Below are 14,601 nucleotides of genomic sequence, written 5' to 3'. Positions count from 1 at the left end.
GCGTACGCGAAGGCTCTGTACGAACTCCGTTTCCCCGTTGTATGACTTCTCCCTATGTGATGGCGGAGGCGTTTGCCCGGGACGCACGTCTCGGGTGTCGATTGACAACGTTGTCCAAACGGGAAGGGTCCGTGCTCGTCATGCCTGACAGATCCAAGAGACCGCCGATACGGTCCTCCAGCCCCCGAGCCCTGCGGACCACGGTCGCCGCGGTGCTCGCCGGGGCACTCGGCCTGGCCGCGCTGACCGGCGGCGGCACCGCCGTCGCCGCACCCGTCGCCAAGCCCTCCGCCGCGGCCGACGCGGCGTCCGGCGGGACGGACTACACGAAGCTCGTCGACCCGTTCGTGTCCACCGCGGGCGACGACGGCAACGACCTCCCCGGCGCCCAGGCGCCGCACAGCCTGGCCAAGGTCAACCCGATGACGACCCCGGGCCGCAATCACTCGGGGTACGACTACAACGAGGACCACATCGCCGGGTTCACCGCCACGAACCTGGACGGCGTGGGCGGTTCGGGCGGCGGCGGCGACCTGCTGGTCGTCCCGACCTCGCAGCAGTACGACGGGCGCCCGGCCACGAGCACCTACGCGCACCCCTACAGCCACGACGACGAGTCGGCGTCGCCCGGCTCCTACCGGGTGGGACTCGGGTCCCCCGCCGGGACCATCGACGCCGAGATGACCGCGACGACCCGCACGGCGCTCGAACGGTACGGCTTCCCCGCGGGAGCGAAGCCCCAGCTCGTCCTCGACCTCGCCAACAACTTCACCAGCCGCACCCGCTCGACCCTGGAAACGACGAAGCTGAAGGACGGCACCACCGCGATCAGCGGGCTCGTGGCCGGGTCCTTCAACGGCGCCTCGTACCGCCTGTACTACTACGCCACCACGAACGTCCCCGTGACCTCGCTGCGCAGTTGGGACGACGACGGCACGCTGAGCGGGGCGACCGCACAGGACGGCACCGACACGGGCGCCGTGCTGGGCTTCGACGAGGCCGACGGCAACGACATCGAGCTGCGCATCACCCTGTCTCCGATCAGCGCCGAACAGGCCGCGACCGACCAGCACAACGAGGTGGCGGGCCGCAGCTTCGCGGACGTGCGCGCGCAGACGAAGGCGGACTGGAACCGCACGCTGGGCGCCGTCGCGGTGAAGGCATCGAAGAAGGCCGACCCCGACTCGACGCTCACCAAGCAGTTCTACACGCACCTGTACCGCATGTACGCCCTGCCGGTGAACGCCACCAGCACCAGCGGCACCTACCGCGGCGTGGACGGCGCGGTGCACAAGGCGAACGGCTTCACGTACTACGACGGCTGGTCCACCTGGGACGACTTCCGCAAGTACTCCGTGGAGGCGTACATCGACCCGGCGACCTACCGGGACATGGTGCAGTCCGCGGTCGTCCTCTTCGCCGACGCGCACGCCTCGGGCAAGAGTCTGGGCAGCCTCACCCACTCGGTGCCGACCGTGCGCTGGGAGCGTTCGGCGGTGGTGATCGCCGACGCGCTGTCGAAGGGGTTCAAGGACTTCGACCGGCTCGACGAGGCGTACCCGGCGCTGAAGTCGTACACCGGGTACTACACCGGGACGCAGCTGCGGCAGGGCTACGTCGCCGGTGACCCCGGTACGACGGTGCAGCGCGGCTACGACCAGTGGGCGCTGTCCGTCATCGCCGACGCGCTCGGCGAGGACGCGGACGCCGAGAAGCTGCGCGAGCAGGCGACGATGGCGATCGACAACCTGGTCAAGCCCGGCGCCTGGACCGCCGCCGACGGCACCGAGGTCGGCCTGCTCACCCCGCGCGACGGCGCGGGCGACTGGCAGGGCGTCGACTACGAGAAGTTCGAGGAGGCCAGGCTCTACCAGGGCACCCTGTGGCAGTACCACTGGTACGACGCCTACGACATGGGCGGCCTCATCGAGGCCATGGGCGGTGAGAAGGCCGGCCGGGCCGCGATCCGGCACACGTTCGGCGAGGACTCCGACGCCGACGACGGCTCGACCATGCTGCACTCCAACGCCAACGAGATCGACCTCCAGGCCCCCTACCTCTTCAACTACGTCGGCGAGCCGAGCCTGACGCAGAAGTGGGTGCGCGCCATCTACACGGGCGAGACCTGGAACCGGTACATCGCGACCGGTTCCACGAACGAAGCGCCCAGCTCGGGCGGCGAGTTCAGGCCGCCGGTGAAGACCAAGGTCTACGAACTGGCCCCGGACGGCTTCCTGCCGACCATGGACAACGACGCCGGCACCATGTCGACCATGTTCGTCGCCGCCGCCCTCGGGCTGTTCCCGGTGACCGCGGGCTCCAGCCAGTTCCAGATCGGCAGCCCGTTCTTCGACTCGACGACGATCCGCTACGCGGGCGGCGCCGAGTTCACCGTCGAGGCCGACGGAGTCTCGCCGAGCAACTACTACGTGCAGCGCGCCACGCTCAACGGCAAGCGCTTCTCCAACACGTGGCTCGACTACTCGCAGATCGTCGCCGGCGGCACCCTGACGTTCGACATGGGCGCCAAGCCGTCGTCCTGGGGCTCCCGCACCGAGCCCGCGTACTCGCTGAACACCGACTCGGGCGACGACGGTGACGGCGGCACCGGGCCGGGCAAGGGTACGACCGTCGTCTCCGCCCGCCCCGAGACCGTCGACACCGCCGCCGACGGCACCGTCGAGGACAGCATCGAGCTTCGGCTGTCCGGCCGGGCGTCGTTCGCCGCGCGCAAGGGGACCAGCCTCACCCGGAGCGGCGCGGCGAGCGTGACCGGCCTCCCGGACGGCGTCGAGGCCGACCTCAGGGTCACCGGCAGGCGCACGGCCTCGCTGAAACTCACCGGCTCCACCAGGACCGACGCGCGGCTCGGCATCGCCTTCGGCGACCGGGCCTTCCCGCGCGGCATCCCCGCCTCCACGGTGACCGGCACCGGCGTGTCCGTGACCGACCCGCTGCGCGTCTCGGCCGCGGCGGTGCACCGGGCAAGCCTGGCCGCCCTCGCCGACGAGGCGTCCCTGGTGCGCGAGGGCAACTACTCCGACGGCTCCTACGGCATCTTCCGGACGGCCCTGGAACGCGCGCGGACCGTCCTCGCGGACCCCGCCTCGCCGACCGGCACCCTCATGGCGGCCCACGACGCACTGCGGTCCGCGATCGACGCGCTCACCCTGGACGAGGGCGGTTACGCCGTGCTCCAGGCCGAGGACCCCGACCGGATGGAGGGCCCCAGCCTCGTGAAGGAGGCGTACTACTCGGACGGCGACCTCGGCGGCGTCACCGAGGGCGCCTGGGAGCAGTACACGGGCCTCGACTTCGGCGGGGTCGCCCCGCGGAGCGTCTCCGTGCGCTACGCCAACTCGCAGGCCACGACGGCGGAGCCGAGCAGCGTGGCCATCCACGCCGGGGACGCCGATGGACCCGTCGTCGCCACCGTGTCCCTGCCGGGGACCGGCGGCTGGCAGTACTACACCACCGTCCAGGCGGCCGTCACCGACCCTCAGGCGCTGCTGGACGCGTCGAGCGCGACCTTCGTCTTCCACGCCCCCTCGGGGCGGCAGTGGGTGTCGAACTTCGACTGGTACCAGTTCTCGCCCCAGGACGCCCCGTCGTCCTCCCCGACCACGACCCTCGCCACGCTGACCGCGGCGAACACCACCGCGACCGGCGGCGGTTCGCTCCCGCTGAAGCTCTCCGGCGGGCTCTTCGAGAACGTGACGAACGGCGCGTGGGCCCAGTGGCGTGACACCGACCTCGGTGACGGCGCCGACACCGTCACCGTCGGCTACGACAAGCCCCGCTCCCGGGCGGCGTCGGACTCGCACATCGAACTGCGCCTGGGCGCCAAGGACGGCCCGACGGCCGTCGAGATCCCCCTCGACTACACCGGCTCGGGCTGGGGGACCGTGGGCACCACGAGCGTACGGCTCGACCCGGACACCTTCGGCGGTGCCCAGGACGTGTTCGCGGTCTTCGTCTCCAGCACCCAGACCGACGCGCAGCCCTACGTCGCCAACGTGTACTCGCTCGCCCTGACGCGCCAGGCGGACGCCCCGGTGGTGTTCGACGCCACGGCGTTCAAGGGCAGCAGCGGCGGCGGGCTCAAGAGCGAGCCGGCCACCTGGAGCGACGCGGGCTCCGCCACCAGCCTCGGCGGCACCTACGACGGCGCCTGGCTCGACTACGGCGACATCGACTTCGGTGACTCGCCCAAGAACACCGTGACCCTCACCTACGTCAACAACTCCGCCCGCTGCGGCACCGGTTCCGCCGTCCAGCTCTACCTGGACTCCTTCGACGCGGACGCCCCCGGCACGCCGCAGGCGACCGTGCCCCTGCCGGTCACCGGCAGCTCGTGGTCGTCGGGCGGGACGACCAGCCTGACCCTGCCGAAGGGGATCACCGGCACGCACTCCGTGCACCTGCGGCTGACGACGAACGCGGACTCCTCGCACCCCTACGTGGCCAACCTCGGCCGGATCACCTTCGACCACGTCGAGCCGCCCGCCCAGACGGACCCGTCCGCGCTGCGGAAGGCGGTCGAGCAGTACGAGGGCCTCGCCGAGGACGCGGACCGGTACGGCACGATCGACTTCGGCGTCTTCCGGCGCGAACTCGCCGCCGCCCGAGCCCTCCTCGACGCCGGGGACGCGACGCAGCTGGAGGTCGACCTGCGGACCCGGAGCCTCACCCTGGCCGCGAACCAGCTGCTGCCGCTGCCGAGACTCAAGCTGGAGAACCTGGTCGACACCGCGTCCGCCCTCGCCGACGAGCGGTACACGGAGTCCTCGTGGCGTGCGTTCACCACGGCGCTCACCGCGGCGAAGACGGCCCTGGCCGACGACTCGGCCACGGACCGCACCCTCGGCGAACGGTACGCGGCCCTCGACCGCGCCAGGTCCGCGCTCACCACGAAGCGCAGGACGGTGCCGGCCGCACCCGGCGCGGTGTCCGCGACCTCGTCCGGCACCAGTGTGAAGGTCACCTGGTCCGCGCCCGAGGACGACGGCGGTTCGCCGGTCACCGGGTACGAGGTCACGCTCGGCGGCCACCAGGTCGAGATCGCCGATCCGGACAGCCGGAGCACGGTGTTCACCCGGCTGAAGGACGGCGCGTCGTACTCGGCGCGGGTCCGGGCGGTGAACGCCCTCGGCGACTCCCCCTGGAGCGCGGCGACCCAGCCCGTCGTCACGGGTGACGCCAGACCGCAGGCTCCGACCGTCACGGGCGTGGTCACCGACGGCGAGCGGGTCCGGGTGAGCTGGCGGCCGGCCGGCGACGGCGGCTTCCCGGTCGTCGGCTACACGGTGGCCCTCGACGACGGAACCACCGCGTACGTGTCCGGCACCAGCTCCACCGCGCTGCTCACGTCGGCCGGCGGTGCGAAGGCCCACACCGCCACCGTCACCGCGGTGACCCCGGCCGGCAGCTCCGACGACCCCGGCACGGCGGCCGCGACCTCGGCCGCCACCGCATCCGACCCGGCGGACTACGAGCCGTCCCCCTTCCCGGACGACGTGCTCGACGCCGCCTACGCGTCGGACTCCTGGCCCGCGACCGACGACGGGAGCGACTACTTCAACCGGCTCCTCGGCGGCTTCGACGACCTGGGCTCCGGCACTCTCGGCGCCAACGAGAAGTGGACCGGAGGCACTTCACTCACGGCCGAGAACGACAGGATCACCGTCGGCATCAACCACGCGGCGACGCGGGAGCAGGTCGACCGGGCCGAGGTGGACGCGTCCAACAGCGCCACCGTCACGATGGCCGACGGCCTCGGCTCCCGGCTGGGCCCGCTGTACAGCGCGGCTCTGAAGGAAGGCCGACTGCCCAAGACCGGGGCGCTGTTCTCCCGCGTCACCGAGAAACTCGACACCCACGACGCGGCGAAGAACCACTACCAGTACCTGCGCCCGTACGTGCGGCTCGGCTTCGCCGGGGACGGCGGCGCGATCTACGAGTCCGAGGACAGCTCTTACAGCGGCCTGGCGGGCCAGGGCTCGTACCCGAGCGGTCACACCTACGGCGGCTACGAGGCCGGGACCATACTCGCCACGCTGCTGCCCGACCTGGCGCCGTCGATCCTCGCGCGCACCTCCGAGTACGGGGACAACCGCATCGTCCTCGGGTTCCACTACCCGCTCGACGTCATGGGCGGCCGCGTCACCGCGCAGGCCACGGTGGCGCACCGCTGGGCGGACCCCGAGTTCGAGAAGCTGCTGCGGCAGGCCCACACCGAGATCGAGAACGTACTGCTCGCGCGGTGCGAGGAGGAGGGCTACGGCGACACCCTCACGGACTGCGCGGGCGAGCCCTACGCCGGGCTGAGCACGGCGCAGCAGGTCGACCGGTACACGCAGCGCCTGACCTACGGGTTCTCGCGGACCGGCAAGGCCGGGCAGACCCTCGACGCGCCCTCCGACGCGGCGGCCCTGCTGATCACCGCCTTTCCGGACCTCACCCCCGAGCAGCGCACCCAGGTCCTGGAGCAGACCGCGACGGACTCCGGGTACCCGCTCGACCTCAGCGCGTCCGGCGGGCCGGCCTGGCAGCGCATCAACCTGGCGGCGGCGATGGCGGCGGACGTGGTCGTGAACGCCGACGGATCGGTCACGGTGACCAACTCCCCCGACGCCACGAAGGCGAGCGTCGCGGACGCCTCCGCGATCACCGTGGGGGGTGTGGCGCTCGACGGGTTCGATCCCGAGGTGTCCACGTACGTCGTGGACTGGCCGCGGAACAAGCGGATCCCGGCCGTCGGTGCCGTGGCGGCCGCGCCGGGCGCGCGGGTGAAGGTGACGGTGGGCAGCTCCACGGTCTCGTCGTCCGAGCGCGGGTTCACCGCCCGCACCATCACGGTGACCTCGGCCAACGGCGCGTTCTCCCGCACCTACACGGTCGGGTTCCGGGCGGCGGAGCGGCAGCATCCGCACGGGCCGGGCGGGGGCTGGGACGCCGACCGTGGGACGGCACCCGGCGGTGGCGGTCTCTGGTCGTCGGCCCGGGAGTGGGAACACGCCCTGAAGTGAGCCGGGTCGCCCGGAGCGGATCGACGTGGACCGCCGCCGTCACGGCACTGTTCCGTGACGGCGGCGGTCCGCCGTTCTCACGTCGGGATCGGTGCCTCGGGGCGGGGTCCTTCGCCTTCCTCGACGCGGAGCCGGTCGCCTTGCTCGGTGTGGGGCCGGTCGCCTTGCTCGGTGCGAGGTCCGTTGCCCTCCGCGGCCCGAGGTCCGTTGCCCTCCCCGGCGCGGCGCAGGGCGTCCTCGTCGGTGCGGGCGTCGTAACCGACGAGCCCGGGCAGTGCGGCGGTGAGCAGTCCCACGGCCGCCACACAGGCCACCCCGCCGGTCCAGACCGCGGGGCGGGCTCCGGTCCAGCCGGCCATCGCGCCGGCCCGGACCTGGCCGAGCTGGGGCCCGATGCTGTACGAGAGGACCTCGATGCCCGCGAGCCGCCCGCGCAGCCGGTCGGGGATGGTCTGGTTCCAGATGGTGGTGCGGCCCAGGCCGCTGAGCATGTCCCCGGCGCCCGCCAGCGCGAGGCAGGCCAGCACCAGCCAGACCTGCGCGGTCCAGCCGGCCGCCGCGATGGCCAGCCCCCAGCCGGTCGCGCCGAACACCACCAGCAGGCCGTGGCGCCGGGTTCGGGACACCCAGCCGCTGGTCAGGCTGACCACCAGCGAGCCGACTGCCCCCGCCGAGTACATCAGGCCGAGCGACCAGTCGGCGTCGATTTCGTCGGCGAGGAAGGGGAAGATGGTGTTCGGGAAGGCGAAGAGCATCGCCGCCAGGTCGATCGCGTAGGTGCCCAGCAGGACGGGTCTCGACCAGGCGTACCGGGCGCCCTCGGCGATGCCGCGCAGGGATGGTTTGGCCGCGTGCTCGACGGGCGGCACCGGCGAGAGCCGGCGGCACATCAGGACCGAGGCGCAGAAGCAGACCACGGTGGTGGCGTACGCGGGGACGTTGCCCGCGTAGGCGACCACGAGGCCGGCCAGCGCGGGTCCGGCGATGGCGCCGGCCTGCCAGCGCAGGGCGTTCAGCGCCGCGGCGGCGGCCAGTTGGCCGTGCGGCACGATCCGGGTCAGCAGCGAGTCCAGTGCGGGCCGTTGCAGTCCGGCGAGTGCGGCGACCCCGCCCGCGACCACGTACAGCGGCCAGAGCACGGGGCTGGGCAGCAGTGCGTTCACGAGCAGGACCGCGGCCAGGAGCCCCAGGCCCGCCTCGGTGAGCACGATGACCCTGCGCCGGTCCACGGCGTCGGCGAGCGCCCCGCCGTAGAGCCCGAAGACCACCAGGGGGACGAGTTCGACGGCGCCCATGACGCCGACGGCCAGCGGGGAGCCGGTCAGCTCCTTGATCTGGAGCGGCAGCGCGATCAGCGCCATCACGCTCCCGAGGTAGGTGACCAGCCCCTGCACCCACAGGAGGCGGAAGTCCCGGGAGGTCCGCCAGGGAGCGAGGTCGGGCAGCAGCGCGGTGAGCTTCGTGGTCATGGCCTTGCTTCGTGGTGTCCGGCGGCGGCCGAGGGGGTGCTGCCCGCGGTCGCGGCGGCCGTCGTGTGGTGGCGTCCGATCGGCAGGACGAGGGGCCTGCCGGAGACCGGGTCCTCGATGACACGGCTCTCCATGCCGTAGACGGTCCGTACCGTGTCCTCGGTCATCACCTCGGCGGTGCTGCCGGCGGCGTGCAGTCCGCCGGACGCCAGGGCGATGAGCCGGTCCGCGTAGCGGGCGGCGAGGTTGAGGTCGTGCAGGACCATGACGATGGTGGTGCCGCGCGACCGGTTGAGGTCGGTGAGCAGGTCGAGGACCTCGATCTGGTGGCTGATGTCGAGGAACGTGGTCGGTTCGTCGAGCAGCAGCAGGTCGGTCTGCTGGGCCAGCGCCATGGCGATCCACACCCGCTGGCGCTGGCCGCCGGAGAGTTCGTCGACGGCGCGGTCCATCAGGTCGGTGGTGTGGGTGGCCTCCAGCGCGGCGGCGACGGCCGCGTCGTCCTTCGCCGTCCAGCGGGAGAAGGCGCGTTGGTGCGGGTGGCGGCCCCGGCCGACCAGGTCGAGGACGGTGATGCCCTCGGGGGTGACCGGCGACTGGGGCAACAGGCCGAGGGTCCTGGCGAGTTCCTTGGCCGGGGTGCGGTGCACCTCCCTGCCGTCCAGGACGACGCGTCCGGCGCGCGGGGCGAGCAGGCGGGACATGGAGCGCAGCAGCGTCGACTTGCCGCAGGCGTTGGCGCCGACGATGACCGTGATCCGACCGGCCGCGAGGGTCAGGTCGAGGCCCTCGATGACGACGCGGTCGCCGTAGCCGAGGGTGAGGTCCTCGGTGGACAGGGTGTGGGACGCGGTCACAGTGAGCCTCCGGCCCGGTTGGTGCGGACGATCAGGTAGACGAGGTAGGGCGCGCCGAGGACGCCGGTGACGACGCCCACGGGATAGCGGGTGTCGAAGGCGTACTGGCCGGTGAAGTCGGCGACGAGGACGAGCAGGGCGCCGACCAGTGCCGCGGGGACCAGCAGGGAGCCGCCGGTCCCCACCAGCCGGGCGGCGATCGGGCCGGAGAGGAAGGCGACGAAGGCGATCGGTCCCGCGGCGGCCGTCGCGAACGCGATCAGCCCGACGGCGGCGACGATCACGACGACGCGGGTGCGTTCGACGCGGACGCCGAGCGCGGACGCCGTGTCGTCGCCGAGGCTCAGGGCGCTCAGGCTGCGGGCCCGGGACAGCAGCACCGGGCCGAGCACGAGCACCGCGAGGACGGTGGGCACGGTCTCGTCCCAGGTGGTGCCGTTGAGGCTGCCGGTGAGCCAGCGCATCGCCTCCTGGAGGTCCCACTCGCCGGCCTGCGACAGGACGTAGGAAGTGACGCTGTCGAGCAGGGCGGAGACGCCGATGCCGATGAGGATGAGCCGGGTGCCGGCCACCCCGTCGCGGAAGGCGAGGGTGTACACCAGCAGCGCCACCCCGAGCGCGGCGGCGATCGCCACGACCGACACCTCGGTCCCGCCCAGCGAGAAGATCACGATGGCGATGGCGGCGGCGGTGCTCGCGCCCGCGCTGATGCCGATGATGTCGGGGCTGGCGAGCGGGTTGCGGAGCATGGTCTGGAAGGTGACGCCGGCCAGGCCGAAGCTGAAGCCGGCGCTCAGCGCGAGCACCGCGCGCGGCAGTCGCAGTCTTCCCACGGTGAAGGAGGCGCCCGGCACGTCCTCCCCCATGACCACGCGCAGCACGTCGTGGGCCGGGTAGAAGGTGTGCCCGGCCATGAGGGAGGTGACGAAGGCGGCGGCGACGAGGACCAGCAGGGCCAGGACGATCAGCCGTCGCCGCAGGGCGCCGCGGACGCGGGTGCGGGTGACGGTCCGCAGCGTGGACGGGGCGTCGACGGCGGGGGCGCTCACAGGGATCTGACCTTCTGTCGGCGGACGATGTGGATGAAGAAGGGGGCGCCGAGGATCGCGGTCAGGATGCCGACGTCGATCTCGGCGGGCCGCGCCACGACCCGCCCCACCACGTCCGCGGCGGTGAGCAGCACGGCACCGCCCAGTGCGGACAGCGGCAGGAGCCAGCGGTGGTCGACGCCGGCCAGGAGACGGCAGGTGTGCGGCACCAGGAGGCCGACGAAGGCGATCGGTCCGGCGACGGCGGTGGACGCGCCGCACAGCACGACCGCGCCGAGCGCCGCGACGGCCCGTACGAGGGCCACCCGTTCGCCGAGCCCGGCCGCGAGGTCGTCGCCCAGGGCCAGGGAGTTGAGGGCACGGGCACTGGCGAGGCAGAGCACGAACCCGGCGGCGAGGAAGGGCACCACGCTGCCGAGCTGCCCGTAGGAGGCGCCGCCGACGCCGCCGATCTGCCACAGCCGGAAGGTGTCGGAGATGTCGTTGCGCGGCAGGACGACCGCACTGACCAGCGAGGCGAGCGCGGCCGAGATGGCGGCGCCGGCCAGGGCCAGCTTCAGCGGGGTGGCGCCGCCGCGGCCCAGTGAGCCGACGGCGTAGACGAATCCGGCGGTCAGTGCGGCCCCGCCCATCGCGACCCAGACGTAGCCGGCCGCCGACGCGAGCTGGAAGTGGGCGATGGCGACGACCACGGCCAGCGAGGCGCTCATGTTGACGCCGAGGATGCCGGGGTCGGCGAGCGGGTTGCGGGTGACGCCCTGCATGACGGTGCCGGACAGCCCCAGGGCGGCGCCCACGACGACGGCCAGGAGGGTGCGCGGGATGCGCTTGGCGACCGCCGCCTCCTCCAGGGTGTGGTCGGCCCCGCCGAGCGCCGCCCACACGTCGGACCAGGCGACGTCGCGGGAGCCGAGGGCGAGGGAGGCGGTCATGACGACGAGCAGGACCGCCGCGAGGACGAGGAGCCATGTCACGCGCACGCGCGCCGAACGCCGTATGGGGAGGGCGTTCGGCGCGCGCAGGGTCCCGGTGGCGGTCACGCGGCCTTGTCCGCGGCCGCGGCGAGCGCCTTCACGTAGTCGTCGAGGACGTACGGGATGGACAGCGGGGTGGGGTTGGCGGCGGTGGCCAGCGGGGTGCTGCCGGGGAGCAGGTAGAGCGAGCCCTGCTTGACGGCGGTGAGCTTGGAGGTGAGCGGGTCGTTCTTGAGGGCCTTGAGCAGTTCGCCCTTGTCGTCGCCGTAGCCGGTGACGATGTCGACGTCGTTGAAGTCGTCGATGCGCTCGGCGCTCTTGGTGAGCACGAACTTCCTGGTGTCCTTCGACGGTCCCGAGACGCTGGCCGGGATCTTCATGCCCAGGTCGGTGAAGAACTGGGTGCGGGTGTCGTGGGTGGTGTAGAAGCCGACCTCGCTGACGTCCTTGGAGGACACGTGGGTCATGAACATCGCCGACTTCCCCTTGATCCGGGGGTACTTGGCGACCGTCTCGGTGATCTGCCCCTCCAGCTCGCCGATCAGCTCGTCGCCCTCGTCGGCGAGGCCGATGGCCTTGCTGTTCAGCCGGATGATGTCGCGCCACGGGGTGGCCCAGGCGGCCTCGGGGTAGGCCACCACGGGGGCGATCTCGCTGAGGGTCTCGTAGTCCTGCGCGGTCAGCCCGGAGTACGCGGCGAGGATGACGTCGGGCCGGGTGTCGGCCACCGCCTCGAAGTCGATCCCGTCGGTCTCGTCGAACAGCACCGGTGTCTTGGCGCCGAGTTCCTTGAGCCGGTCCTCGGTCCAGGGCAGTACGCCGTCGCCGTCGTCGTCGCCGAAGTTGGCCTTGGCCATGCCGACGGGGACGACACCGAGGGCGAGCGGCACCTCGTCGTTGGCCCAGTTGACGGTGGCGACGCGCTTCGGCTTGTCGGGGACGACGGTGGTGCCGAGCGCGTGCTTGATGGTCACGGGGAACTGCCCGGGGGCGTCGGCCGCGGCGGCGCCGCCGTCGGCCTTGGAGTCGTCGTCCTGGCCACCGCAGGCGGTGAGGCCGAGCAGGAGGGCCGCCGCGAGGGCGAGTACGCGAAGGCGGGGTGTTCTCATCGACCCGGTATTCACTTTCGGGGAGTTGGGCACGGGGAGTCGGGCAGGCGGAGCCGAACGGCAGAGCCGGACGACCGGAGCCGGACGGCAGAGCCGGACGACGCGAGCCGGACAGATTGGTTAGGTAAGGCTTACCTGGGCTCCCGCTCAGATTAGGGAGCCGACGCACCCGTATCAATCGAGCCTTCCTGACAGCCCTTGTAGCGATCGGGACACCGGTCCCCGCGCCCGACCGCTCTCAGCGCGCCCGGAACCGGCCCGGGGTGGTCCCCGTGGTCCGCCGGAAGGCCGCTCCGAAGGCGCTCGCCGAGCGGTAGCCCACCGCGTCGGCCACCACCTCGACCTCGAACCCGCGCGCCAGCAGGTGCACGGCGTGCTGGGCCCGTACCGAGGCGACCCAGCGGGCGAAGCTCGTGCCCGTCTCGGCCCGGAAGGCCCGGGTCAGGGTGCGCGCGCTGCAGTCGAGGGCGGTGGCCCAGCCGGTCAGGGTGCGCTGGTCGGAGGGGTCGGACCGGACCGCCTCCACGATCGGCCGCAGCAGCGCGGACGTGGGCAGCTGCACCAGCAGCGCCCTGGGTGCGGGCCGCAGGACGTCGAGCACCATGGCCTCCGTGACGTCCCGGGAGCGCGGCGGCAGGTCCGGCTCCCCGAGCCGGTCGAGGAGCAGCCCGAGCAGGGGGGTGATGTCCACGGCCACCGGCTCGTCGGGCAGTGCCGAGACCGTGCCGTGCCGGAAGAAGTGGGCGCGGTAGGAGGTGCCGGCGACGGCGGAGGCCGAGTGCAGTTGCCCGGCGGGCATCCACAGGCCGAGCGTCGGTGTGATGCACCAGACCTGCGACCCGACCACGGCGGTCGACGCGCCCTGCGCGTTCCAGAGCAGTTCGTGCCACGGGTGGGAGTGCTCGTTCCAGGCCGTGTCGGTGGCGACGACCTCCTCGTACGCCTTGGTCACGAAGGAGACGTCCACCTCGCCGGCGGCGAGCGCCGGCAGTTCCCTGGTGACACGCATGCGGCCCAGGCTAATCGGCGCGGGCGGGCCGTCCTGCCGGTAGGTGGTGGTGCGGGCCGGAAATGGGTGTGCGAACCGATGGACGCCCGCGCCGTGCGTCGCCGACGCTGCTGCGGTGCCCCTGTTCTGGAGAATCTCCCTGTTCAACTCGGTCGTGCTGATCGCCGCGACCGCGTTGCTGCTGGGACCGGTCACCGTGTCGACGCCCGTCCTGCTCACCGAGGCCGCGATCCTCACGGCGGGCCTGGTGGTGATCCTGGTCGCCAACGTCCTGCTGCTGCGGGTCGGCCTCGGGCCGCTGCGCCGGCTCGCGCACGCCATGACCACGACCGACCTGCTGCGGCCCCGGGTGCGTCCGAAGGCCGACGGCGACGGCGAGATCGCCGCACTGATCACCACCTTCAACACCATGCTCGACCGGCTGGAGGCCGAGCGCGCCCAGAGCGCCGCCCGCACGCTGAGCGCGCAGGAGTCGGAACGGCACCGGGTCGCGCAGGAGCTGTACGACGAGGTGGGGCAGACCCTCGCCGCCGTGCTGCTGGACCTCAAGCGGGTCGCGGACCAGGCGCCCGACGAGGTGCGTGAGCAGCTCGCGCAGGTGCAGGAGACGACCCGGGCCAGCCTGGACGAGATCCGCCGCATCGCCCGCCGCCTGCTCCCCGGCGTCCTGGAGGAGCTGGGCCTGTCCAGCGCCCTGAGGTCGCTGTCGGACGAGTTCACCGGGCCCTCGCTGACCGTGCGCCACGACATCGCCGCCGGTCTGCCCGCCCTCGGCGACAACGCGGACCTGGTGCTCTACCGGGTGGCGCAGGAGGGCCTGACCAACGCGGCCCGGCACTCCGGCGGCCGCCTGGTGCGGCTCACCCTGGAGCGGGCGGGCGACGCCGTCGAGCTGCGGGTGCGCGACGACGGCCGGGGCTTCGACGGCTCGGGCGAGGACGCCGAGGGCGCCGGGATCCGCGGCATGCGGGAGCGCGCGCTGCTGATCGGGGCCGACCTCGTCGTCGGCCCGGCGCGCGGGGGCGGCACCGAGGTGCGGCTGACCGTGCCCGTCGGCGACCGGGTGGCCGCCCCGACCGGGTGACCGGCCGCACCGGCACGCGGCC

General features: G+C 72.7%; 8 protein-coding genes. 2 read left to right on the top strand and 6 right to left on the bottom strand.

The window, feature by feature from the left end; translation table 11 throughout:
• The first annotated feature begins 140 nt into the window (after positions 1-140).
• Positions 141-7,028 (top strand): glycoside hydrolase domain-containing protein, encoded by a 6,888-nt coding sequence (locus IE258_RS18025; protein WP_189744680.1) that lies wholly within the window; start codon positions 141-143, stop codon positions 7,026-7,028.
• 77 nt (positions 7,029-7,105) lie between these two features.
• Here IE258_RS18025 and IE258_RS18020 read toward each other — a convergent pair whose 3' ends face one another.
• From IE258_RS18020 to IE258_RS17995, 6 genes are all read right to left on the bottom strand, one after another.
• Positions 7,106-8,497 carry an MFS transporter gene (locus tag IE258_RS18020; protein WP_229892191.1) on the bottom strand — a complete coding sequence of 464 codons (1,392 nt, stop codon included), beginning with the start codon at positions 8,495-8,497 and terminating at the stop codon, positions 7,106-7,108.
• The gene (locus tag IE258_RS18015; protein WP_189744678.1) at positions 8,494-9,354 is read right to left on the bottom strand and encodes an ABC transporter ATP-binding protein; all 861 of its coding nucleotides are present in this window, start codon (positions 9,352-9,354) and stop codon (positions 8,494-8,496) included. Before IE258_RS18015 ends, IE258_RS18020 begins: the two co-directional genes overlap by 4 nt.
• Entirely contained in the window at positions 9,351-10,403 is a 1,053-nt protein-coding gene (locus IE258_RS18010) for a FecCD family ABC transporter permease (protein WP_189744676.1), read from the bottom strand. Before IE258_RS18010 ends, IE258_RS18015 begins: the two co-directional genes overlap by 4 nt.
• On the bottom strand, positions 10,400-11,443 hold the full coding sequence (locus tag IE258_RS18005; RefSeq protein ID WP_189744674.1) for a FecCD family ABC transporter permease: 1,044 nt from the start codon (positions 11,441-11,443) through the stop codon (positions 10,400-10,402). Before IE258_RS18005 ends, IE258_RS18010 begins: the two co-directional genes overlap by 4 nt.
• Positions 11,440-12,486, bottom strand: a complete 1,047-nt coding sequence (locus IE258_RS18000; protein WP_189744672.1) for an iron-siderophore ABC transporter substrate-binding protein — start codon at positions 12,484-12,486, stop codon at positions 11,440-11,442. Before IE258_RS18000 ends, IE258_RS18005 begins: the two co-directional genes overlap by 4 nt.
• 238 nt (positions 12,487-12,724) lie before the next feature.
• Positions 12,725-13,495 (bottom strand): AraC family transcriptional regulator, encoded by a 771-nt coding sequence (locus IE258_RS17995; protein WP_189744670.1) that lies wholly within the window; start codon positions 13,493-13,495, stop codon positions 12,725-12,727.
• Between the two features lie 115 nt (positions 13,496-13,610).
• Here IE258_RS17995 and IE258_RS17990 point away from each other — a divergent pair, with 115 nt between their 5' ends.
• Positions 13,611-14,579, top strand: a complete 969-nt coding sequence (locus IE258_RS17990) for a HAMP domain-containing sensor histidine kinase (RefSeq protein WP_189744668.1) — start codon at positions 13,611-13,613, stop codon at positions 14,577-14,579.
• Positions 14,580-14,601 lie beyond the last annotated feature (22 nt).

It is taken from the genome of Streptomyces tendae, assembly GCF_014650435.1.
Lineage (GTDB): Bacteria > Actinomycetota > Actinomycetes > Streptomycetales > Streptomycetaceae > Streptomyces > Streptomyces tendae.
Note: the sequence above shows the minus strand (reverse complement) of the source record. Positions and strands in the feature narration are given on the sequence as shown.

Bases quoted from the DNA above. Each gene is read 5' to 3' on its own strand.
- IE258_RS18025 (WP_189744680.1), top strand. From the start codon at position 141: ATGCCTGACAGATCCAAGAGACCGCCGATACGGTCCTCCAGCCCCCGA.
- IE258_RS18020 (WP_229892191.1), bottom strand. From the start codon at position 8,497: ATGACCACGAAGCTCACCGCGCTGCTGCCCGACCTCGCTCCCTGGCGG.
- IE258_RS18000 (WP_189744672.1), bottom strand. From the start codon at position 12,486: ATGAGAACACCCCGCCTTCGCGTACTCGCCCTCGCGGCGGCCCTCCTG.
- IE258_RS17995 (WP_189744670.1), bottom strand. From the start codon at position 13,495: ATGCGTGTCACCAGGGAACTGCCGGCGCTCGCCGCCGGCGAGGTGGAC.